The following is a 22,538-nucleotide window of genomic DNA, read 5'->3' on the forward strand; positions in this document are numbered from 1 at the left end:
TTATAAGCTCGCCCCCACTTTGCGGGCGATGGCAATGCCTTCTTCAATCGTTAAGCGGATCGGATTATTAGGGGTATCTTTAAATAAAATATCACCATCCCGAAACATCAAACATTCATCCACATACAGCTGTTGCCAGTGTTCGTTGTAAGTCAAAGGAATGGTGGTAATCAAGGTCACTTTATCGGTCTGCGAGGTCACTTCACTAAAATCAATCGCCAACTCACTGTCAGCGAGTTTCGCCTCACCAAATGGCGCTTTACGGGTGATAAAAAATAGCAAACTCCCTGCATAGGCTAGCTGCCAATCACCATTGCTAATGAGACAATTAAACAAGCCCAGCACCGATAACTCACGACAAATCTTGGTCAAAAACTGGAATAACACCTCATAACTGGGCGGCTCACTAAACTGTGATTTGAGGCGATTGAGCAGATAACAAAACGCCATCTCCGAATCGGTTGTACCTACGGGCTGATAGTGGGTGGGCACAGGGCTGAGCTGGTCCATAAAATCCATCTGCAGCTGCCCATTATGCGCAAACGCCCATTCCTCGCCCCATACCTCACGGACAAATGGGTGGGTATTAGCCAAGCAATTTGTGCCTTGCGTGGCTTTGCGAATATGGCTAATCACATTCATTGCCTTGATCGGATAACTATTGACTAAATCCGCCACCGGTGAGCAGAAACTGGGCTTGTCATCGTGAAATTGACGTACTCCAGCTTTACGATTACCCTGTGATGGGTCGGGATTTTTTTCAAAAAACACAATACCAAACCCATCGGTATGGATATCGGTCTGCCCGCCCCGCTGACGAAACCCGGCAAAGCTAAAATGAATATCAGTGGGTGTGTTGCAATTCATACCCAGAAGTTGGCACATGGTGATTAGGGTTCCTTTCTACTGCAATTTTGCTGAGTCGTTATGGTCTACCAAGTCGTCATCCGCTAGTTGCGAGGTGTCATCGATATTATCGAGCAAAGCTCTGGCTTGCTCAACATCTTCAGGGGCAACCCATAGCACACCGCCTGTGTTTAATCCCATCAAATCAACGAGTTGAGTCTGTACGTTGATGCCGTTGTTTTGTAAATAGATGGCGTGGGTTTCTGCCAATAAGTTGGTCGGGTATTGGGCAAGTTTTTGCCAGTGATTGCTATCGTTCATCTCTATTGTCCTGTAAGCATATGTCCTGTAAACATGGGTTTGACTGTGAAGATAGTATAACAATTAGAGGTAATACACCCCCAACCCTGCGTTATTCTTTTTAGGATAAACGTAATCGGGGCTCTCTTTTGTCCTTTTTTTACCAATCTATTTGTTTTACCAATTTATTTGTTTTATTAATGTGCCTATTGACGATTTGGTAAATTATGCCATGCGAAAAAAACACCGCAATGCCTTATTTAACCTTCCCCCAATGAAAGCTGGCTAGGCGTTTCATCAAATCAGGATTTTTCACCATAATATTATCGCCCGTACGACCTTGCTGACGGTTATAATAAATCACATTCAAACGCAGCAGCCAAAACGTCACGCCCGCCATGGCAAGCATAATCGGCAATGCCTTTTTCTCATCATCGCTCAAAGCGCGTTTACTCTCGTACCCTTGTAAAAACGCTTGCATCTTGGCGTCATCAAAATTCACCGCTTCGCCATCATTGGCGTTACCCCAAGTGGTGCAAAAATCATTAATGGTAATCGCCACATCCATCACAAAATGCTCAACACTGACTTCGGTAAAATCAAGCAAACCTGTGAGTGTTGGCTGAGTTTCATCACTAAAATCCCACAGCGTGTTATCGGCAAACATGTCCAGATGACATAAGCCTGTTGGCAAATTTTTGCTTGCTACCGTTTCGTAGGCTTGCCAAATATCATTCATCAGTTTGGCTTCATCGCTTGGCATAAACTTGGTTTCACGGTCACGCACCAAATGCCAAGGATATAACTCAACGCCATAGTTTTGTGCAGGGGTCAAGGTTTGCAAGGTTTGGTGAAGAACGGCTAAAGCCTCGCCCATTTGACGGCACATATCAGGCGTGATTGCTTTCGGGTGACCGCCCGAGAGTTTTGGTGACACCACAATGGCTTTGTTGTCAAAATACAGCAAAAACTCGCCGTTTTTGGCGGCTAGCGGGGCGGCTACGGGTAGCTGGTCTTTTAGGCGGTTTAGGATAATCGCCATTTTTTGAATTTCATGCGGTTTGCGTTCTTCAAACAAGGTAAATACATAAGACGGCTCGCCGGCTTTGTCCGTGGTTGTTTCAATAAACCAATTACTGTTTTTGATACCCTGTGTGATAGGTATGGCTTTGGCAAAATCCACGCCAAATTGTTGGCAAAAATCACTAAATTGTTGGTCAGTCAACTGGGTATATACAGACATAAGGCATCCTTGAAGCGCAGCACACCGATAAAACTGCGGTAATGGCAAAGTAAATTTGATAAACTTACGGCTATTATAGAAGGAAATCGAATATGTTAGCAAAACGAATTATCCCTTGCCTTGATGTTGACAATGGTCGGGTGGTCAAAGGTGTGCAATTTGTCGACATCAAAGACGCGGGCGACCCTGTTGAAGTGGCGCAGCGCTACAACGAACAAGGCGCGGATGAAATCACTTTTTTGGACATCACCGCTACCCATCATGGACGCGACACCACCTATCACACGGTTGAACGCATGGCAGAAACCGTATTTGTACCGCTGACTGTGGGCGGCGGGGTTCGTAAAGTCGATGACATTCGTCACTTGCTAAACGCGGGCGCGGATAAAGTATCGATTAATTCAGCCGCGATTTTTAACCCTGAATTTGTCGGTGAAGCGGCAGCGCGTTTTGGCAGTCAGTGTATCGTGGTAGCGATTGATGCCAAAAAAGTGGCTGACAATCAATGGGAAATCTTTACCCATGGGGGACGCAAAGCGACTGGCATTGATGCGGTGGCATGGGCGGTCAAAATGGCAGATTTTGGGGCGGGTGAACTGCTTGTGACCTCGATGGACTCAGATGGTACCAAAAACGGCTATGATATCGCCTTGATGAAGCGCATTACAGATAGCGTAAATGTGCCAGTGATTGCCTCAGGTGGGGTCGGCAATCTGCAACACTTGGCAGATGGGGTGCTGCAAGGCGGTGTTGATGCGGTACTAGCGGCGAGTATTTTCCATTTTGGCGAATATACCGTGGGGGAAGCCAAGCAGTTTATGGCACAGCAAGGCATTGAAATGCGCCTGTAATGGCGAGCCTTGTGAGAATGATAGCCGCTGGTAATAACTAAAAGGGCACAGCAAAAAATAGCCCAAGCCCAAGCTAGCCCAAACTAGCCAAAACTGCTATGATATTGGCATTTTCGATAATGACTAAATTGCCATGTTTCCACTAATTTTAACTCACCCGCAATGGGATCCTGTCGCTCTGCATTTGGGACCTGTCCAAGCCCACTGGTACGGGCTAATGTATTTACTGGCTTTTGCTGCCGCTTATGCGTTGGCTTGGTATCGCACTAAGTCACGCCCAGACTGGAATGCCGACATGGTCGCTGACCTGGTATTTTACGGGGCGATGGGCGTGATTCTAGGCGGGCGTATCGGCTATGTGCTGTTTTATCAATTGAGCGAATTTTTAGCCAATCCGATGTATTTATTCAAAATCAACCAAGGCGGCATGTCGTTTCATGGGGGATTTTTGGGTGTTGCCATCGCAATGCTATTTTTTGCCCGCAAATATCAAAAGAATATTTGGAATGTGCTAGATTTTATTATTCCCTGCGTGCCAACCGGACTGCTGTTTGGTCGTATTGGCAATTTTATCAATGGCGAATTGTGGGGTCGGGTGTCTGATGGTGGTTACAACTGGCTGATGCTGTTCCCGCAAGCGGTCAATGAAGACAATGAACTGCTCAAACAAAGCCCTGCCCTGCAAAGCCTTGCGCAAACCTTTATGATTGATGGCAACAATTATTTGTTACTCCCGCGCCATCCGTCACAGCTGTATCAAGCTTTTACCGAAGGGGTGGTACTGTTTGTTTTGGTTTGGTGGTTTGCCAGCCGGCCGCGTCCGCGTATGGCGGTTAGTGGTTTGTTTGTGATGGGCTACGGTATTGCACGTTTTATTACCGAATTCTTCCGCCAACCTGATGCTGACCAAGGTTTTATTTTATTAGGGTGGATGACAAAAGGGCAAATCTTGAGCCTACCGATGATTATCGGGGGTTTGGTTTTATTGATTTGGGCGTATAAAAACCAAATTTACGATTGGGGCAGTCAAAAGAATGCGGACTAACAAACAAAACTAACCAAGGAACTCATCACCCATGATTACGTCAAAAAATGAACAAGCCTATTTGGATTTACTTAAACTGGTGCTAGATAACGGCGTACAAAAAGGCGACCGTACGGGTACCGGCACCATCAGCTATTTTGGCGCGCAGATGCGGTTTGATTTGAATGAGGGTTTTCCACTACTGACCACCAAAAAAATCCATACCAAAAGCGTGATTTATGAGCTGCTTTGGTTTTTAAAAGGCGATACCCATGTCCAATACTTGCAGGACAATGGGGTACGCATTTGGAATGAATGGGCAACCGCCGAGCAAACTGCCCGCTTTGGCAAGCCTGAAGGCGAACTTGGCGCGGTATACGGACACCAGTGGCGCAACTTCGGGGCAAGCAAAAAAGCGGACGGCAGCTACCATTCAGACGGTTTTGACCAAATCAGTTGGGTGGTGAATGAAATCAAAAACAACCCAAACTCGCGCCGTTTGATTGTCTCGGGCTGGAATCCTTTGGAGGCCAACGAAGTCGCCTTGCCCCCTTGTCATACCCTGTTTCAGTTTTTTGTCGCCGATGGCAAATTATCTTGTCAGTTGTACCAACGCTCGGCGGATTTGTTTTTGGGTGTACCTTTTAACATTGCCAGCTATGCCTTGCTTACCCATATGATAGCCCATGTGACGGGTCTTTGTGTCGGTGAGTTTGTGTGGACGGGCGGTGATTGTCATATCTATAACAATCATCTACAGCAAGTGCATGAGCAGCTTAGCCGCGAGCCGTTTGCCCTACCCAAACTTTGGCTCAATCCTGACATTACTGACATTTTTGCGTTTGATTTTAACGATATAAAAATTGAAAATTATCAAAGCCATGCCACAATTAAGGCTGAAGTCTCTGTATAAGCTTGCAGCCTAATACCAAAACTCACAGCAATAAGGATAAATCATGAGTTATTCTAATGTGGAAGTCGCCCAAATCGTGGCGATGAGCCAAAATCGCGCCATTGGCAAAGACAATCAATTACCTTGGCACATCTCTGAGGACTTGAAACATTTTAAAAAACATACCAATGGCGGTATCGTGATTATGGGTCGCAAGACCTTTGAATCCATGGGTGCAAAACCCTTGCCCAACCGTACCAATTTTGTGATTACCACCAATTTGGATTACCAAGTGGATGATGATGCCGTCATTGTGATGCACAACCTAGATGACGCACTGACCCAAGCCTCATCGCTCGCGCATGGTAAAGGTTTGCAAACGATTTGGGTGATTGGTGGTGAAAAAGTTTTCCAACAAGCCCTACTGTTTAGTGATCGCTTAGAAATCACTCAGGTCGATACCGTGATTGACAACGCAACGGCATTTTATCCAGAGATTACCAGTGATTTTGTCAAAACATCAGAAAGTGAAAAATTCACGGATGAGCAAAGTGGGTTGAGTTATCAGTTTGTCACTTACCAAAAAGCTTAAACTTGACAGTGACGACTTAGCGCACAAAAAAACCACGTTATCTAACGTGGTTTTTTTATGCAGCCAATGTATTATTTTGATTGTTCTTGAGATTTGACCGCTGAGGCAACAGGTGGTGCGATATTTGGGGTTTCACCTGTTTTGGCTTTAATCTCTGCTTTGGCTTCAGCCGTTGAGGCATTGCGCGCTTCAATGGTCGATGTTTTTGCAGTAGCCGTTGGTGCAGAAGATGGCGTCATAGAGGCATTGTCTGGGCTGGCAACCGTGGTATTTGGACCTGTTGCGGTGTCTGCATTGGCAGTGGCGGTGGTGATTTCACCCGCCGCAGGTGAGGTTGCCGCAGGCGTCGAACCCGCTGGTTTGGCAGCGGCAGCAGCAGATGCGGCGGCTTTGGCTTCCACTTCAGCATTGAGTTTTGCAACGTCAACGTGGTTACCAGCGGGGCGAACAATTGCTGAAATAAGGATTAATAAAACCACGCCTAGAAACGCTAAAACGCCAATTAAAGAGTAACTCAGTTCTTTTTTGACATTGTTTTCCACGACTTCATGATGAGCCATCGTAAACCTCACTGTAAATCATTGGGTCAAGAGTTGTTGAATCTAAATGAATTCAAGTCTAATTTTTAACTATTATACGGAACTTTGTAACCATTATATACTAAATTTTTGCAATTGGTGACAAAACCTTACTGCATCTAAGGTTTTTAACGTGTTTTACGAATCAGCCAACTAATCAGTAGCAATAGCGCTGCCAGTGCCAAGATAGGATAACTACCCCAGCGCATAAATGGCGTATTACCAACGCGCGATTGGATCTCACCCCGTAACACCGTGCGCTCAAAGGCTGGCGCTTTGCCAACAATATTGCCTTTATCATTGATGATTGCGGTCACGCCCGTATTGGTCGCGCGCATAAACCAGCGACCGGTTTCAATCGAGCGCATTTGCACCATTTGTAGATGCTGTAATGGACCTGCCGATGTGCCAAACCAAGCATCATTGGATACGGTCAATAAAAAGTCGGTATTTTTGGCATTGCGGCGGGTGGTATCAGGATAGGCGACTTCATAACAAATCGCCACGCCAACTGGGTGATTTTTGACTTGCAAGGGTGCTTGGTGCGCAGACCCACTGCGAAAACTCATGGTGCCGCCCATCAAGTTTGGCAATGCCCAATCTAACATTCCTTCAAATGGGATATATTCGCCCACGGGTACCAAATTTTGTTTCTTGTATAAGCCTTTGGCATCGGCGCCCAAAGCAATCACACTGTTGTAAAATGGCTCGTACTTATCAACTTTTGGGTCGTATTCATTGACATCCACATACGGAATACCGGTGAGCCATGCGGTATTGCTTTCGCGGGCTTGGGCAGCAATTTGACTGATAAAGGGCATGGCGTCGGTTTGAAACATCGGAATCGACGACTCTGGCCATAAGATAATGTCCTGCCCCCATTCTGTTTTACTTAAACCTGCATAGATACCCAGCGTTTGGATTTGGTACTCTTGCAGCCATTTTAAGTCCTGCGGAATATTGCCTTGTACTAAGGAGACTTTCAGATTTGGTGTGCCTTTGGGGGTCGTCCATTGCGGGGCAATAAGCCACAGCGCCACGCTTGCCAGTAACATCACAGACGAGGGAATTAAAAAACGGTATTTTTTTCGCGCCGCTTCCACCAGACTGGCTGAGACGAACACTGATACAAAGCTCAGCGCCAACACCCCAAAAATTGGCGCAAGGCTCGTCAGCCAAGGTTGCGCTGTATAAGCATAGCCCACAAATAGCCAAGGAAAACCTGTAAATAGCCAGGTCTTTAACCACTCTTGTACCACCCATAATGATGCAAAGCTTAGCGGCTGTTTTGCCACAAAGCGGTTAAAAATGACCGCCAAGGCGCCATGAAACAATCCCATCCCCAAGCCAACAAAACCAATCATCAGCAAGGCTAACAAGGTAGGGGTATCACCATAGGTATGAATCGAGGTAAACAACCAAAACGCGCCCACGCTCCACAATCCCATGCCATACATTTCACCAAGCCAAAACGCCCGCCAATTTGACATTGTGGGCAATAATAGCCAATACAGCACCAGTGGCGACAACAGTGCCACTATCCAAAAATCGTAAGGCGCTAAGGCGAAGACAAATGCCGCACCCGCAAGCCAAGCCAGCACCAGTTTGGGTAACAGGGGCTGTTTGGTATTTGCAGATGTGGCACTATCGTGATGAGATTGTACAGAAAGTTGCTTTTTTAGGGACTGGGTAGTAAGACGCATTGGCGAGTATTGCCTTTAGGGTTAAACGGTTTTGCAAACATAAGTAATGGGACTAATCGTCGAGCTGATTATACCCTTTAACCAGTTCAATTTCTTGGATAAATCGACCATCTGCTGACAATACCGTCAAACGACAATCGTCAATAAAGACGGTTTGACCCAACACCTCATTGACTTCGCCAAGCTCTTGCATGACCAGTCCGCCCATACTAGCGACATCCTCACTATCAAAATGGGTACCTAACTGTTCATTACAGTCTGAGACTGAGGTGATGGATTGCACAATCCATGTGTCAGGCTGGTTGGGCACCGGCACTATATGATTAATATCGGTATCTTCTTCGATGTCGTCATGCTCATCGATGATATCACCGACAATTTCTTCGAGTAAGTCTTCCATCGTCACCACGCCTGCTGTCACCCCAAACTCATCGATGACGATTGCCATGTGAATTTGGTTTTTTTGAAACAGACGCAGCAGGTTGTCAGAGCGCGCAGTTTCACTGATATAAATTGGCTGGCGTACAATCGCTTCAAGATTAAAATGGTCAATATTTTGACCTTGCGCCTTGGCGACCAAAAACGGAATCAAATCTTTGGCAAGTAAGATACCCATTACCGTGTCTTTGTTGTCATCGGTAAATACGGGATAACGCGAGTGGGCGGTTTCCATATAGAGCGACATGATGTCTTGCAAGTTTTGGTGCTGGGTGATGCCTGCAACGTGGCTGACAGGGGTCATGATTTCTCGCACTTGAATGGCGGGTAAATCTAAGACACCCTCTAACATATCGACGGTGTCGGGCGCCAAAAATCGACGTGAATCATGTACCAATTTGACTAGTTCATCACGGGTTTCAGGGGCGGTGGATAGCCAGCGTTTCAGACCGCGTGACCAGCTACTGCTTTGCTGTTTGTTTGACAGGTGTGAACTCGAATTGTCGTCTGACATAGCCGACGAGACCCTCATATGGCGAAAGATTTTTTTACCTTACCTTAAGCCCATGATGATTGCAATGGTATTTTTCTTAATTTTATTGTATTTTTTGGCTGATTTTACTCACCTATCAGCTTGTTCAGTGCTAGTAAAGCCTTGAGTAAACAAGCACTATTGGCAAATCCAATGGATTACCCGTTGTTCTTGCTCTAGCTCAGAAACTTCTGTTTCAGACTGACAGCGGCCTGCCACGCTGATATTTTTTTGGCGCATCATGGCTTGTGTCACGGCAGCATCTTGAGTGAGGAGTAAATGCCAGCTTGGCAGTGGTTGCCCGTAATACAAGCGCTTGTAGGCACAGCTTGCCGGTAGCCAGTACATCTCGCCAATGTTATCGATGGTTAGGCTGATGCAGTCGGGCACATAGTCGCGCCTTGTTGGGTAATGCTGGCAAGCCCCTGTGGCACAATCGAGCAGTCGACAGGCGACATCACTGTATTCAACTTCATCGGTGTCATCGTCTTTAAATTTAATCAAACAACACGCCCCACAGCCATCGCACAAGGCTTCCCATTCAGCTTGGGTCAATTGTTCTAACGAAAATCGCTCCCAAAATTGCGGGCGTAAGGTAACAGATTGGCTCATTATTTTTTTCAACTTTTGGCTTGTATAAAACAGTGACAGTATTATAACGGAAAATGCCATGATTTCAGTATACAGTAGTGCCTGTATTAACCGTTGCACTGACTTGCCACGCTCTCATTAGCGTATAAAGCAACGTATGAATCCAGCGTTTTTATAACGCCAGCTTTTTATAACAATAGCAATCAATCATATCATTTACCGTAACATAAGGATGCATGATGCCAATTCAAATTTTACAACTCGAATCTACCACCAGCGATGGCGTGGTGCTTAAAAGCTATGTCTGTCTACCAGAATCAGCGAGCCATGACAACCCTGCCCCAGCAATTTTGGTGGCGCCTGAATGGTGGGGCGCCGCCGCGCACCCACAAAAAGTCACTGAGCGTTTAGCCGAAGCGGGTTTTGCTGCCGTCGCCATGGATGTGTATGGCGAAGGTAAACTGACCACAGATGCCGCCCAAGCCAATGAATGGATGAGCCAAATGCTCGCTGACCAAGACATGTTGATGGCGCGCTGTAAACTCATTATGGATGACTTTACCGACCTTGAAGCGGTTGACAAAAACCGTCTGGGCGCGATTGGTTTTTGCTTTGGCGGTAAAATCGTCTTAGACATGGCGCGTGAAGGCTTCCCACTCAAAGCAGTGGCGACTTTCCACGGCAACCCTGACCCAAAACAACCGGCACAAAAAGGCAAATTCACCGCCAAAGTGTTGGTGGCACATGGTGAAGCCGATAGCATGGTGTCAATGGATGCCATTGAAGGGCTAAAAAAAGAGTTGGACAACGCCGATGTAGAGTACACAGTCGATGTGTACGAAGGTGCCAAACACGGCTTTACCAATCCTAATGCTGACAAACGCGCCGAAGAAAATGGCGTGGACTTGGGCTATGATGCCGATGCCGCAAAAGCCAGCTGGGATGAAATGATTGCGTTTATGCAAGACAATCTTGTATAACATACAGTTGCATCGTTAGTCCCAAAAGCAATATCTGTGACGATATTGCTTTTTTTATGTCTATGTCCCAGTTTGAGTGCAGCTTTGTTAAGTCTGTTGTCAGTCACTATTGAATCCCAACTAGAAAGTCTTATATAGCTATCACGATAGTAACCCGATGGTGAATTTTGAACGCACATCCGAACACCAGCCACTCAACGATGCCAAGTCCCAATCAACACTTAAGCCACAATTATACCAAAGCGCATACCGAAACGCAGCTTGATAGTTTTGCACCGCGTATTTTGACCTGGTTTGACCATAGCGGGCGTCATGATTTACCATGGCAACAGCATCAGCTTGACACGCCAGATCCCTATCCGGTGTGGTTATCTGAAGTCATGCTACAGCAGACCCAAGTGGCGACGGTGATTCCTTATTTTGAGCGATTTATAGCAAGTTTTCCCACCGTGCAGGATTTGGCAAACGCATCTTGGGAGCAAGTCGCTGAGCACTGGGCAGGACTGGGTTACTATGCGCGTGCGCGCAATCTGCATAAAGGTGCCAAGCAGCTGGTGGATATCATCGAGCAAACTGGTAAATTTCCGCAAACGGTTGCCCACTGGGAGCAGATTTCAGGGGTGGGGCAATCTACGGCAGGCGCGATTGTGGCGATGGGTGTCAGAGCTGACCAATATGGCGGTGACAGGGGGGTGATTTGCGATGGTAATGTCAAACGTGTGCTGACCCGCTGGGCAGGTATTGACGGTGATATCACCAAAACTGCCACAACCAAAGCGCTTTGGCAACTCGCCGAGCGCCTAACACCGACCCGTGATAGCGGGCACTACGCCCAAGCGATGATGGATATGGGGGCGACGCTGTGCACCAAAGCCAAACCTGCCTGCCTACTGTGTCCCGTGCAAGGCGACTGCGTGGCAAATGCCCAAGGCAAGCAAAGTTTTTATCCGGTAAAAAGTAAAAAATCGCCCAATCCGTCTAAGTTTTCGCTAGCGTTAAAGCTGGTTTGCGATGACAAAACCTTGTGGCTACAACGTCCTGACAATGGGATTTGGGGTGGACTGTGGTGTCTACCATTGGCATTTGTCAAAAAACAATCGGGCGAAAAAAGCACAGGCGCGCCACTACTGGCAACCTGGCAGCAAGAGGCGACGTTTGAAGCAGAATACAATATCGCTGAGCAGATTATTTTTGAGTTTTTACAAGCCGAGCAGCTGCTAAATATCGAGCAGGTTAATTTAGATAGCGCTGATACTGTCAAACATAGCCTTACCCATTTTCATTGGTTGTTAACCCCCTTAACGATTTCGTTGAACGCCGAGCAACATGAAAAATTGACTAAAAAATTGCAACAAGCGATGCAGTCGTTGTCTTGGGTGAAAAATACGCAGATAAATAGTTTGGCAAAACCGAAAGCCATGCAGCTATTGGTGAGTGGTTAGTGCGTGTAAAATCGTCTCAGGCATTAAATCAGGGATGATAGTTATGTTAAGATTAGCCTGCTGTAATAACATTTGCTCTGCAATACGCGATTGCAATACCAAATAATAACAACTGGCAACCATTTCATTGTCTGCTGTTAGTTGTTGCCAGTTTTGCCAGGCGGTCAAACTTGAGATGAGTACAATGATGGGTTGGTTGTGGCTCTGCGTTTGTTGCCAAACCGCGAATGCTTGGGTGGTTGCGCTTGGTAAAACCCGTTGGTACAAGTTTAGCAAATGCACTTGCACACCTTTTGCCGTCAACGTATCCGCCAATAATTCTCGTCCGCCGATGCCACGCCATACTTGCAAATAGTTGCCTTTACCAAGCGCTTGGATTACCGGCAAATTTAATAGCCCTTCATTGTTTTGCGCGCGTCTTTCATCAGGAAAAATAATGGTAGGTGGTGGCAACTCTGTGAGCTGCTGCCAGGTCTGGTTAAAGTAATTCGCGGTTTTGTCACCCACAGCCACCCATGTAATCTTTTTGGATAATTCCGTTAGCTTAACTAAGGCGGCAAGCCTCGCTAAGCCATACTTTACTGCCGCTTCACTGACTAGCACCACCACTTGATAACGGTCAATCGATTGTAAAACTGCCCACTCTGCCACTGTCAACGGCTTTTCTACCAATGCCAACAGCGGCAGCTCAATCACTTTAACGCCATGCTGGCGCAAAAATAGACTTAGTGCCTTGGCTCGATGATCGGGTCTGGTATTGATAAATTGCATGGCTATGCGTATCGTTCAATATCAGCGGTCTTGATAAATCTGCGCCAAGATTTTGTCCGCACCTTGTGCAATCAGCGCTTCAGCCACCACCACGCCCATGGCTTCAGCAATTTGCTCAGACTCGCGTGCATCATCAACTAACGCGTTATGATGCTCAGCTTTTAACAAGGTTTTACCATCTACACTGCCGACACGACCCTGTAAATAAATTTGTCCATCTTGAATGGTAGCAAAGCCTGCAATCGGTACTTGGCAACCACCCTGCAAATGACGATTCATGGCGCGTTCTGCCATCACGCATAGACGGCTTGGCTCGTCATTGAGCGGTTTTAATAGTGCCAGCACATCGGCATCATCACTTCGGCATTCAATGGCAAGCGCACCTTGTCCGACCGCTGGTAAACTGATATGCGTATCAAGTTCATGGCGAATACGATCGGTAAGCCCCAAACGCGTCAAGCCACTGGTCGCCAAAATAATGGCATCATACTCACCTGCATCTAGCTTGGATAAGCGCGTGCCTACATTGCCGCGTAAGCTGATAATCTCTAAGTCAGGACGATATTGCTGAATTTGGCATTGACGGCGTAAACTTGATGTACCAAGTTTAGCCCCTTGTGGCAACGCATCTAGACTCACATAGTGATTGGAGATGAAGGCATCGGTTGGCTGCTCACGCTCACAATAAGCGCCAAGCGTCAGACCTTCAGGAAGCACCATAGGTACGTCTTTGAGTGAATGCACGGCGATATCGGCACGTTTTTCATACAAGGCTTGCTCAAGCTCTTTGACAAACAGACCTTTTCCGCCGATTTTGGCTAGCGGGGTATCTAGGATTTTGTCACCTTTGGTGACCATCGGTACTAGATTGACGGTCAGGCTTGGGTACAGCGCTTGCAAACGCGCTTGGATGTGTTCAGCTTGCCACAATGCAAGCGGGCTTTGGCGAGTGGCGATATTTAAAGTGGTTAACGTAGTCATAGCAGTATCTTTTTTAGCAAGCAATAAAAATGCCTAACTCTCTAAGCTAGGCATTTGTCAGATGGGTATCTGTCATTAATTCAGCGAGTTAGCCATCAGTATAGCAAAATGTCAGGATAATTTCTCTGACTGCTCGCTAAAGCACACGCAAACATACGAAAGACGACACTACATACACTACATTGATTGGATTTTATCCCGTAGTAATGGCAAATGACGGCGACTAACGGCAAGCTGGTCGGGCAAACCTTTGAAACGCACTTGGTACTGACCTTGGTCAATCGCTTCAAGCATTTCTAGGTAGTTAACATTGATTAACGCATTGCGATGTATACGAAAGAACGCATCCCCAAATTCTTGTTCAAGCTCTTTGAGGGTTTCATCAATTAAAACCGTGCCGCCTTTATGACGGATTTGCACGTATTTTTGGTCCGCTGTAAAGTAATAGATATCTTGCAGCGCAATCAGCTCCACCCCTCGATGGGTACGCGCTGCAATATGCTGACGATTGGACTGTGCTAACGGGTCTTCTAATCGACTGATTTCATTGAGCTGTGCATTACTAAGCAATGACGCTCTTGATAGTACCTGTAACAACTCTTCTTTGTTGGCAGGCTTTAGCAAATAGCCAATCGCATGTGCTTTGAATGCGGCAATCGCATAATGGTCGTACGCGGTCACAAAAATAATGGCTGGTGGATTGTTAAGTTCATTGAGCTCTTTAGCGCAGCGGATACCATCCATTTCTGGCATACGAATGTCTAACAAAATTACATCGGGTGCGGTTTCTTTGACTTTTGCAATGGCCTCAATACCTGTGGCTGCCTGTGCAACAACCTCATGTCCTTCTTCTCTTACGATGCGCGTTAGCCTCTCTCGGGCCAGTGGCTCATCGTCACAGATCACAACTCTCATTGTTTACTCCTTTGCTACTTTGAGGTCAAAAACACCTGTATTCGACCCTACAAGTCTTACTTTCTTCACAATCTAATGCCAAATCCAACACAACCGCTTGGTGAGCAATCAAACACTCATAAAATAGCGCTTAACTGATTAGATAAACTAATAAACGCATTGTTTTAAGTAGACGCAAATTAATATACCATAGTTTGTTAGATAAAATGTGAAATGCCGCGTCAGATTGGTGACTTTTTTATGCCCATTTCGACTAACAAAATGACTGGGCTAAAAAGCCGCGACATCTTTGAGAGGATAGCGAATTTGAGTCACTAACACATGTCCAGATAATTCAAAGTGAATGCTAGCTTCATGACCAAAATACTGACGCAGAATTGCCAGTTGACTGTTAAACTGCAGTTTTTGGTGAATATCTTGACAAATCAGCGGATACGTCGTGGTTGGCAGCTCAATTTCGATATCAATTTTGGCAACATCGTTTTGCCAATCGATACTAATAGTAATGTGAATGGGGTCGGTGCTGTTTTCAACAATCAGTACAATCAGTTTTTCAATCACCATTTGCAGCGATAACGAGGTAATCACCATATCATAGAGCAAATCTTCATCGGGCAACTGCCAAGTTACTTTCAGCTTTTTATCAAAACGGTATTTTTCAATGCTCAAATAGCTTTCGCATAGCGCCATCTCATCAAGGAGCGCAATCTCACGCGTTTCATCAAAGCTCACCCGATACAGATTTGAGATATGACGAATCATTCTCTCTGCTTCATACGGATCGGTTTCTATCAGATACTGCATAGTATTGAGTAAATTAAAGAAAAAATGCGGGGTGATACGCGCTTTCAACTGCTCGTTTTGTTCGATAAGTTTTTGTTGGGTACGCAGTTCAACGCGGCGAATATTTTGGTACTGTATCTCAAAATAAGTGAGCAGCACCGCTATCATCAAAAAAGCAAACAAAGTATTCGCAATGGTTTCTAGGATCAGCGCATTTAAACTGACTTCATAGCCGAGCGTAAAGAATAAAATCAACCGACCTAGCAAGCTCAGTACCGGCACGATAATAAACACGGTTGACAGCAGATAGGCGGTGATTTGTTTTGAACGCCAATTAAATTCTCTGAATTTTTTGGCAGAATTCGCCACAAAAACCATTTCACCTGTCACAACTAAGCTAGTCATCACCACCGTTTCAATACTATGGCGGATAATCAAACTGATATCATTGGTAAAAGTTAAATAGGTTAAAATCGAAACCAGTGAGAAAAACGCGATATAACTTGCCCACAGTTTGATGGTCTGTTTTTCACTTAGATTGGGTAGGAAAAAGGCACTGGTGAGCGGCTCTTTAATCCGCTTGAGTGAAATTTGTGAGGCATCCTCAGTTTTTGCTATACTAGCCCTAGATTTTGCAGAGGGAATTAGCAGCTCTAGCAATCTCATTGCCTTTATTCCTTTCACACTTACACAAAAAATGGACGTATTATGAGCAATCAAATTTCCGCTGATTCTAGCACATCTAGTATGTGGGGTGGACGTTTTAGCGAAGCCACTGACAGTTTTGTCGCTGAATTTACCGCGTCTGTCGGATTTGACCAACGTTTTGCCAATCAAGACATCGCAGGGTCGATTGCTCATGCCACTATGCTTGCTAAAGCGGGGATTATTACCGAGGCGGACAAAGACCAAATCGTTGGCGGTTTGACCCAAATCAAACAAGAAATCGCCGATGGCAAATTTGTTTGGTCGGTGGCGCTTGAAGACGTGCACATGAATGTAGAGTCTCGTCTGACCGCTATTATTGGCGATGTCGGCAAAAAACTGCATACAGGGCGTAGCCGTAATGACCAAGTTGCAACCGATATCCGTTTATATCTGCGTGACCAAACCGATATTATTTTAGGATTACTAAAACGTCTACAAACGGGCTTACTGGATTTGGCAAGCCAGCATACCGACACTATCATGCCAGGCTTTACCCATCTGCAGACCGCGCAGCCTGTCAGTTTTGGTCATCATGTGATGGCATGGTTTGAGATGCTAATGCGGGATAGCGAGCGCTTGATTGATGGTCGAAAACGTATCAACCAAATGCCCCTAGGCGCCGCAGCACTGGCAGGTACGACTTATCCGATTGAGCGGGAATTTACCGCACAGCTATTAGGCTTTGAAGGGATTTGTCAAAACTCATTAGATGCCGTATCCGACCGTGATTTTGCCATTGAATTTGCCAGTAGCGCAAGCCTGTTAATGATGCACTTGTCACGTATGAGTGAAGAAATCATCTTGTGGATGTCAGCGCAATTTGGGTTTGTGGTCGTCCCCGATCGTTTTTGCACGGGTTCATCGATTATGCCACAAAAGAAAAACCCCGATGTGCCAGAGCTGGTACGGGGTAAAGCAGCACGCGTGTTTGGCGATATGATTACCCTATTGACCTTGATGAAAAACCAACCGCTGGCTTACAACAAAGACAACCAAGAAGATAAAGAGCCGCTATTTGACGTGGTAGATACTTTAACCGGCTCACTACTTGCCTTTGCTGATATGCTGCCAAACTTGATTCCAAACAAAGAAAACATGCGTGCCGCGACCATGAAAGGGTATGCGACCGCCACTGATTTGGCGGATTATCTGGTGCGTAAAGGCTTAGCCTTCCGCGACGCGCATGAAGTAGTGGGTAAAGCAGTAGCGTTAGGTGTGCAAAAAGGCGTAGATTTGAGTGAATTATCGCTTGATGAGCTTCAAGGCTTTAGCGACTTGATTGGTGAGGACGTTTTTGAATATCTGACCCTTGAAGGTTCGCTCAATGCCCGTAACCACATCGGCGGTACAGCGCCTAATCAAGTCAAAATGGCGATTGAACGTGGGCGTCATCGTATCGAACAATTAGGTCATTAATATGCCAAAACTGTTTTCGTATGGCACACTACAACAAGAAAATGTACAGCTTGCCACCTTTGGGCGTACACTGGTGGGTAGTAAAGACCAACTCATTGGCTACCAGTTGGGTGAAATTGAAATCACCGATGAAGATGTGCTCGCCACAAGTGGCAAACGTTTTCATCCGATACTACTTAAAACCAATAACTCAGCTGACAAAGTGGCAGGTGTGATTTTTGACATTACCGATGATGAGCTTGCCCAAGCCGACCGCTACGAAGTCGATGCCTACGCACGAGTGGAAGGTCACTTTGACAGTGGCGCTACCGCGTGGATTTACGCCGATGCAAGAGACACAGCCTAGCAACTATTAAGAGGATAACAAATGGAAACTTATAACCCCGCTGACCACATGGTCATGTGCCGTAAATACAAACAAAAGCTACCCAAAATGCCAAAACCGCCGTTTCCTAACAAGCTTGGTGAAGAATTGCAAAACACCGTGTCTGCCAAAGCGTGGAACGAATGGCTAGAGCACCAAACCATGCTCATCAATGAAAATCACTTAAGCATGATTGACCCAGAAGCCAAAAAATTTATTACCGAGCAGCGCAATAAATTTTTGGATAATGAAGACTATGAACGCCCAAAAGGCTGGACAGCGCAAAAGTAAATAATCGCTAACAACAAAAAACCCCAAATAGATTTATTTGGGGTTTTTGCTTTTTTGGTGTTGATTAAACCATGATAATCAAAGTTTAACCCATTTAGGCAAATAATAAATAACGCAGTTAAAGACTTAAGCTTGCGCTTCTTCTTTACGCACTGACAGTTTTTCACGGATACGTGCTGATTTACCAGAACGTTCACGTAGGTAGTAAAGTTTGGCACGGCGTACATCACCACGACGTTTTACTTCAATTTTTGCAATTTGTGGTGAATGGGTTTGGAACGCACGTTCAACACCTACACCACTAGAGATTTTACGTACGGTAAACGCAGAGTTTAAGCCGCGGTTACGTTTAGCGATAACAACACCTTCAAATGCTTGTAGACGCTCACGGTCGCCTTCACGCACTTTTACTTGTACGACAACAGTGTCACCAGGACCAAAACTTGGTACGTCTTGCTTAAGCTGGCTATTTTCGATTTGTTGAACCAAAGGATGTTTGTTACTCATGAGATTTTCTCCTCTCACTGGGGACAGAGGCTAAGCTGACTAAAGTTAGTTGATGTCAGCAAATGCGCATACTCCCCGCTAATTTTATGTGTCTTGATAGCAATCGACACGATTAGGCATCCGTCAAGTGGATGAATCTGGGTGGCTGTCTTTAGCAGATTGCGCTGCTTCTGTCAGCCATTTTTGTTGCTGTTTGGTTGGCACAAAGGCTTGCCACAAATCAGGACGTCTTAGCTGGGTGCGTGTTGCCTGCTGAATAAATCGCCACTTGGCGATATTGGCATGATGCCCTGACAACAGCACGTCAGGCACTTTGATGCCTTGAAATTCAGTCGGTTTGGTATATTGTGGACAATCGAGCAAGCCATCCACGAAGGAGTCTTGCTGCGCCGATAAATCATCGCCCATCACATTGGGCAATCGGCGTATCACACTATCCATCAATACCATCGCGGGCAATTCGCCCCCTGTCAGCACATAATCACCAATTGAGCATTCGATATCGACATACTGACTCAGTAGTCTTTCATCGATGCCTTCATAACGACCGCATAACAAAATCAAGCCGTCATATTGGCAAAAATCAAGCACCCCACTTTCGCTCAGTGTCTTGCCTTGTGGCGACAAATACACCACAGGACAGGTTTTACCGCGCGCATTGGCTTGCGTTTTGGCGTAGTCGATGGCTTTTTGTAAAGGCTCTGCCATCATTACCATACCAGGCCCTCCACCAAACGGACGCTCATCGATACGCCGATAATTGTCTGTGGTAAAGTCTCTTGGGTTAATCAGCAAGATTTCCGCTTGCTTGCGAGCCAGCGCCCGCCCAGTGATGCCAAAATCAGTAATACTAGCAAACATTTCGGGCAAAATGGTTATTACCGCAAAAAACATACGCTACACTCACTTTAGCTTGGCATTAACAACGCCTTGTTGATTGACAACTCCCATCAAATAAATGCTAAGCACCCATCAAGGATAAATACGCAATGATTAATCATCAATGCTAGTTATCAACGTTTAATAATCACTGCCCCAATCAACCATCAGGGTTTGCTTGGCTAAATTTACCTCGCCAATGGTCTGTTTGTGCCAAGGAATCAATCGTTCTTCGCCATCCACACTATCAGCAGTCGGCTCGACCACCATAATGGCATGTGCCCCTGTTTCAAACAGCTCTTTTACCCGTCCTAAAATGACATTTTCTGACTGGCTAATCACCGTCAAACCAATCAAATCTGACCAATAATATTCGTCTTCTGCAAGCTCAGACAGATTGTTTTTTTCTGCCCAAAGGCTCACGCCAAACATAGTTTCTGCGATATTGCGGTCGGGCACTTCGTTAAGTTGTACCACGTAGCCTTTACCTTGTTGTCGCCAGTTTTTTACCGTTAAGGTCTTTTGACCCATGGCAGTATTGATGACCCAAGGCTGCATATGAAATATCGCTTCACGGTCTTCAGTAAAGCTAAATACCCATAGCCAGCCATGAATGCCATAAGGCTTTTTTAGCTCGCCGATTTTAAACAGCGATGCGTTAGCCTCATTGGTATGCAAGTCTGTCGGTTGTTTTGCCATATTAAAGTCCGCTGTACCTAATTTTTATAAAAAATTAAGCCGTTGCTTGTGCTTTGCTAGCTGCTTTAAATAAAGCGGCAACACGGTCAGAAGGTTGGGCACCTTTGTTGATCCACGCTTGGTAAGCGTCAGCGTTGATGCGTAATGGCACTTCTTGACCTTGCGCTAGTGGGTTAAAGAACCCGATGTTTTCGATGTAACGACCGTCACGGGCATTGCGTGAGTCGGTTACCACGATTTGATAAAATGGGCGTTTTTTCGCACCACCGCGTTGTAAACGGATAACTACCATAATGTTCTCTCTGTAAATGCAATCAATTGAATCTAGTTCAGTGGTTAGAGCCTAAAAGACCCAAACAATTGAAAAACAGCATAAATACAGTTTTAGCAAAGTTTAGGTACACCAAAAAGGGCAGTAGTTTAGCATATTTTTATCAAAATCAATAGCTTTTTGGGCTAAATTTTGACTTTTTATAGTTAGCGCAAGTTTAATCACATTAAAGCGATGCCACCACCCACAGGTGACCAAGCGTATCGATACCAAAGCTCAGCAGTACCCATAACGCAATCGCAGTCAGTAGCGCGCAGCTTTGTTGACATGGATGTTGTGCTCAAAGGCAATCGCCATGTACCCTAATATAAAAATCCCTGCTATCACCACGTATAACATTATCACGACCCCTGTTATGCTAATACCCACATGCAAAATATCTTAACCTTAGCTGGCATTATACGGTAAAATTATCGCCAAATTATAGCAACACGTATTTTGACCAACCTAGCTCAATTTGCGCTAACCGACAACAGGACAACCCCATGACGACGTTATCAACTACGCCAACTTTAATTATCCCTGCCATTGACCTCAAAGACGGCAAATGTGTGCGCCTAAAACAAGGGCGTATGGAAGACGATACCGTATTTAGTGACGACCCTGTCGCAATGGCAAGCCGCTGGGTAAAAGAAGGTGCTCGACGCTTGCATTTGGTGGATTTAAACGGTGCTTTCGATGGCGTGCCGGTGCATAAAGACGTCGTCACCGCGATTGCCAAAGCCTACCCAAATTTACCTATTCAACTCGGTGGCGGTATCCGTAGCCTTGATACCATCCGTCATTATCTAGAAGCAGGTTTGACCTATATTATTATCGGTACCAAAGCAGTCGAACAACCTGAATTTGTTGAACAAGCGTGTCAACAATTTGCCGGTCATATCATTGTGGGTATTGATGCCAAAGACGGTATGGTAGCGACGCATGGCTGGGCAAATGTCACCGATGTTAAAGCGGTGGATTTGGCAAAACGCTTTGCTGATGCAGGCGTATCTTCTATCGTCTATACTGATATTGCGCGTGATGGTATGATGCAAGGCGTTAATGTCGAGCAAACGGTCAACTTGGCAAAAGAAGGCGGTATTCCGGTGATTGCCTCGGGTGGGGTGACGGATTTACAAGACATCGAAAATCTAAAACCCTACAGTGATTATCTTGAAGGCATCATTACAGGGCGTGCCATTTATGAAGGTACCCTCGATATTGCTGCGGCGCAGGCGCTTCTCGATAGCTAGCAGGCGCTACTCGACAACTAAATGACATTTAATTCACTATATGACGGAAGGTCAGATTAATTCTACCTTCCGTTACTTTTTTGGTCTTAGGTAGGCTGTGTAACCAATGGCGCTGGGTCTGTCCGCGCATGACAATTAGCTGTCCATTTTGCAAGGCAATCTCGGCTTTTTCCTTGCTGATGCGGTGCTTAAATACAAATTTACGGGTTGCCCCTAATGAGACAGAGGCGATAATGGGTTCATTGCCCAGTTCGCTTTCATTATCAGCATGGTAGCCCATACCATCATCGCCTGTGGGGTAATAATTAAACAAACAGGCGTTAAAATTTGCGCTCATGTGTTGCTCAGCCAGCAACAATTGTATGTGCTGTTTTAATGCCAAAACATCCGCTGTCCAAGGCGTTGCCGTCTTGCGTTGTCCAGAATAGTGATAATCGTTTTCACTCATCCACACGATTTGGCGGTGGGTGACATGGGTTTTGCCAAAAATTGTGACAACGTCATGCTGCCAAGGTAACTGCGTTAAAAAATGCCGATAAAGCGCATTGGGCTCATCAGCGGGGCTGTCAAAAACCTGCCCAAAATCATTGACAATGCCATCGTATGGCAACAAATTCTCGTTGGGATTGGCGGTAAATAATGTCAT

At 45.7% G+C, this 22,538-nt stretch carries 27 protein-coding genes; 11 read left to right on the plus strand and 16 right to left on the minus strand.

Going from position 1 to position 22,538, the window contains the following annotated elements; genetic code table 11:
* The 3 genes from ACAM39_RS10545 to ACAM39_RS10555 all read right to left on the minus strand — a co-directional run bounded on the left by ACAM39_RS10545 (position 1) and on the right by ACAM39_RS10555 (position 2,389).
* The gene (locus ACAM39_RS10545) at positions 1-885 is read right to left on the minus strand and encodes a class II glutamine amidotransferase (protein WP_369627646.1); all 885 of its coding nucleotides are present in this window, start codon (positions 883-885) and stop codon (positions 1-3) included.
* An 18-nt stretch (positions 886-903) separates the two neighbouring features.
* Positions 904-1,167: a hypothetical protein gene (locus tag ACAM39_RS10550; RefSeq protein WP_369627647.1), complete on the minus strand. Its 264-nt coding sequence runs from the start codon at positions 1,165-1,167 to the stop codon at positions 904-906.
* Between the two features lie 235 nt (positions 1,168-1,402).
* Entirely contained in the window at positions 1,403-2,389 is a 987-nt protein-coding gene (locus ACAM39_RS10555; protein ID WP_369627648.1) for a homoserine kinase, read from the minus strand.
* 92 nt (positions 2,390-2,481) lie between these two features.
* On the opposite strand from ACAM39_RS10555, the gene hisF reads away from it, so the two are divergent.
* The 4 genes from hisF (at position 2,482) to ACAM39_RS10575 (ending at position 5,748) form a co-directional block, all read left to right on the plus strand.
* Positions 2,482-3,240, plus strand: a complete 759-nt coding sequence (hisF, locus tag ACAM39_RS10560) for an imidazole glycerol phosphate synthase subunit HisF (protein ID WP_062333504.1) — start codon at positions 2,482-2,484, stop codon at positions 3,238-3,240.
* A gap of 145 nt (positions 3,241-3,385) precedes the next feature.
* Positions 3,386-4,285 (plus strand): prolipoprotein diacylglyceryl transferase, encoded by a 900-nt coding sequence (lgt, locus tag ACAM39_RS10565; RefSeq protein ID WP_369628607.1) that lies wholly within the window; start codon positions 3,386-3,388, stop codon positions 4,283-4,285.
* A gap of 31 nt (positions 4,286-4,316) precedes the next feature.
* A complete protein-coding gene (locus tag ACAM39_RS10570; protein WP_369627649.1) occupies positions 4,317-5,177 on the plus strand; it encodes a thymidylate synthase in 861 nt (286 codons plus the stop codon).
* 43 nt (positions 5,178-5,220) lie between these two features.
* Positions 5,221-5,748 (plus strand): dihydrofolate reductase, encoded by a 528-nt coding sequence (locus ACAM39_RS10575; protein ID WP_159768131.1) that lies wholly within the window; start codon positions 5,221-5,223, stop codon positions 5,746-5,748.
* Positions 5,749-5,819: 71 nt separating this feature from the next.
* On the opposite strand, the gene ACAM39_RS10580 is transcribed toward ACAM39_RS10575, so the two are convergent.
* The 4 genes from ACAM39_RS10580 to ACAM39_RS10595 form a co-directional block, all read right to left on the minus strand.
* Positions 5,820-6,308, minus strand: a complete 489-nt coding sequence (locus tag ACAM39_RS10580) for a hypothetical protein (RefSeq protein ID WP_159768128.1) — start codon at positions 6,306-6,308, stop codon at positions 5,820-5,822.
* A 146-nt stretch (positions 6,309-6,454) separates the two neighbouring features.
* Positions 6,455-8,029 (minus strand): apolipoprotein N-acyltransferase, encoded by a 1,575-nt coding sequence (gene lnt / locus ACAM39_RS10585; RefSeq protein WP_159768125.1) that lies wholly within the window; start codon positions 8,027-8,029, stop codon positions 6,455-6,457.
* Between the two features lie 52 nt (positions 8,030-8,081).
* Positions 8,082-8,981 (minus strand): CBS domain-containing protein, encoded by a 900-nt coding sequence (locus ACAM39_RS10590; RefSeq protein ID WP_100269391.1) that lies wholly within the window; start codon positions 8,979-8,981, stop codon positions 8,082-8,084.
* 156 nt (positions 8,982-9,137) lie between these two features.
* A complete protein-coding gene (locus ACAM39_RS10595; RefSeq protein WP_278931298.1) occupies positions 9,138-9,611 on the minus strand; it encodes a YcgN family cysteine cluster protein in 474 nt (157 codons plus the stop codon).
* Positions 9,612-9,829: 218 nt separating this feature from the next.
* Here ACAM39_RS10595 and ACAM39_RS10600 point away from each other — a divergent pair, with 218 nt between their 5' ends.
* Positions 9,830-10,570, plus strand: coding sequence for a dienelactone hydrolase family protein (locus tag ACAM39_RS10600; protein WP_248106267.1), 741 nt, complete (start codon positions 9,830-9,832; stop codon positions 10,568-10,570).
* 200 nt (positions 10,571-10,770) lie between these two features.
* Positions 10,771-12,012: an A/G-specific adenine glycosylase gene (gene mutY, locus ACAM39_RS10605; protein ID WP_472828279.1), complete on the plus strand. Its 1,242-nt coding sequence runs from the start codon at positions 10,771-10,773 to the stop codon at positions 12,010-12,012.
* Here mutY and ACAM39_RS10610 read toward each other — a convergent pair.
* From ACAM39_RS10610 to ACAM39_RS10625, 4 genes are all read right to left on the minus strand, one after another.
* Positions 11,995-12,783 (minus strand): uroporphyrinogen-III synthase, encoded by a 789-nt coding sequence (locus ACAM39_RS10610; protein ID WP_369627651.1) that lies wholly within the window; start codon positions 12,781-12,783, stop codon positions 11,995-11,997. The genes mutY and ACAM39_RS10610 overlap by 18 nt on opposite strands.
* A 21-nt stretch (positions 12,784-12,804) precedes the next feature.
* Positions 12,805-13,764 carry a hydroxymethylbilane synthase gene (gene hemC, locus ACAM39_RS10615; RefSeq protein ID WP_369627652.1) on the minus strand — a complete coding sequence of 320 codons (960 nt, stop codon included), beginning with the start codon at positions 13,762-13,764 and terminating at the stop codon, positions 12,805-12,807.
* A gap of 177 nt (positions 13,765-13,941) precedes the next feature.
* Positions 13,942-14,679: a LytR/AlgR family response regulator transcription factor gene (locus ACAM39_RS10620; protein ID WP_101964397.1), complete on the minus strand. Its 738-nt coding sequence runs from the start codon at positions 14,677-14,679 to the stop codon at positions 13,942-13,944.
* A 270-nt stretch (positions 14,680-14,949) separates the two neighbouring features.
* Complete coding sequence (locus tag ACAM39_RS10625) at positions 14,950-16,128, minus strand: sensor histidine kinase (protein WP_369627653.1); 1,179 nt, start codon at positions 16,126-16,128, stop codon at positions 14,950-14,952.
* Between the two features lie 81 nt (positions 16,129-16,209).
* On the opposite strand from ACAM39_RS10625, the gene argH reads away from it, so the two are divergent.
* Genes argH through ACAM39_RS10640 form a run of 3 tightly spaced genes read left to right on the plus strand, consistent with a single transcriptional unit; the run spans position 16,210 to position 18,241 of the window.
* Entirely contained in the window at positions 16,210-17,586 is a 1,377-nt protein-coding gene (gene argH, locus ACAM39_RS10630; RefSeq protein WP_369628608.1) for an argininosuccinate lyase, read from the plus strand.
* A gap of 1 nt (position 17,587) precedes the next feature.
* Positions 17,588-17,932, plus strand: a complete 345-nt coding sequence (locus ACAM39_RS10635) for a gamma-glutamylcyclotransferase family protein (RefSeq protein WP_369627654.1) — start codon at positions 17,588-17,590, stop codon at positions 17,930-17,932.
* 21 nt (positions 17,933-17,953) lie between these two features.
* Entirely contained in the window at positions 17,954-18,241 is a 288-nt protein-coding gene (locus tag ACAM39_RS10640; protein WP_007115982.1) for an oxidative damage protection protein, read from the plus strand.
* Between the two features lie 126 nt (positions 18,242-18,367).
* Here the strand turns inward: ACAM39_RS10640 and rplS are convergent, their stop codons facing one another.
* From rplS to rpsP, 4 genes are all read right to left on the minus strand, one after another.
* Entirely contained in the window at positions 18,368-18,748 is a 381-nt protein-coding gene (gene rplS / locus ACAM39_RS10645) for a 50S ribosomal protein L19 (protein WP_062333462.1), read from the minus strand.
* A 123-nt stretch (positions 18,749-18,871) separates the two neighbouring features.
* On the minus strand, positions 18,872-19,642 hold the full coding sequence (gene trmD / locus ACAM39_RS10650) for a tRNA (guanosine(37)-N1)-methyltransferase TrmD (RefSeq protein ID WP_219333364.1): 771 nt from the start codon (positions 19,640-19,642) through the stop codon (positions 18,872-18,874).
* A 126-nt stretch (positions 19,643-19,768) separates the two neighbouring features.
* The gene (rimM, locus tag ACAM39_RS10655) at positions 19,769-20,326 is read right to left on the minus strand and encodes a ribosome maturation factor RimM (RefSeq protein WP_062333456.1); all 558 of its coding nucleotides are present in this window, start codon (positions 20,324-20,326) and stop codon (positions 19,769-19,771) included.
* Between the two features lie 34 nt (positions 20,327-20,360).
* Positions 20,361-20,618, minus strand: coding sequence for a 30S ribosomal protein S16 (gene rpsP, locus ACAM39_RS10660; RefSeq protein WP_007115987.1), 258 nt, complete (start codon positions 20,616-20,618; stop codon positions 20,361-20,363).
* Positions 20,619-20,831: 213 nt separating this feature from the next.
* Here rpsP and ACAM39_RS10665 point away from each other — a divergent pair, with 213 nt between their 5' ends.
* Both ACAM39_RS10665 and hisA read left to right on the plus strand, forming a co-directional pair.
* Positions 20,832-20,963, plus strand: coding sequence for a hypothetical protein (locus tag ACAM39_RS10665; RefSeq protein WP_369627655.1), 132 nt, complete (start codon positions 20,832-20,834; stop codon positions 20,961-20,963).
* 179 nt (positions 20,964-21,142) lie between these two features.
* Positions 21,143-21,892 (plus strand): 1-(5-phosphoribosyl)-5-[(5-phosphoribosylamino)methylideneamino]imidazole-4-carboxamide isomerase, encoded by a 750-nt coding sequence (hisA, locus tag ACAM39_RS10670; protein ID WP_060995998.1) that lies wholly within the window; start codon positions 21,143-21,145, stop codon positions 21,890-21,892.
* A gap of 28 nt (positions 21,893-21,920) precedes the next feature.
* Here the strand turns inward: hisA and ACAM39_RS10675 are convergent, their stop codons facing one another.
* Positions 21,921-22,538, minus strand: a complete 618-nt coding sequence (locus ACAM39_RS10675; protein ID WP_369627656.1) for an alpha-ketoglutarate-dependent dioxygenase AlkB family protein — start codon at positions 22,536-22,538, stop codon at positions 21,921-21,923.

It is taken from the genome of Moraxella sp. K02 (assembly GCF_041154755.1).
In the GTDB taxonomy this organism is placed as follows: Bacteria; Pseudomonadota; Gammaproteobacteria; order Pseudomonadales; family Moraxellaceae; genus Faucicola.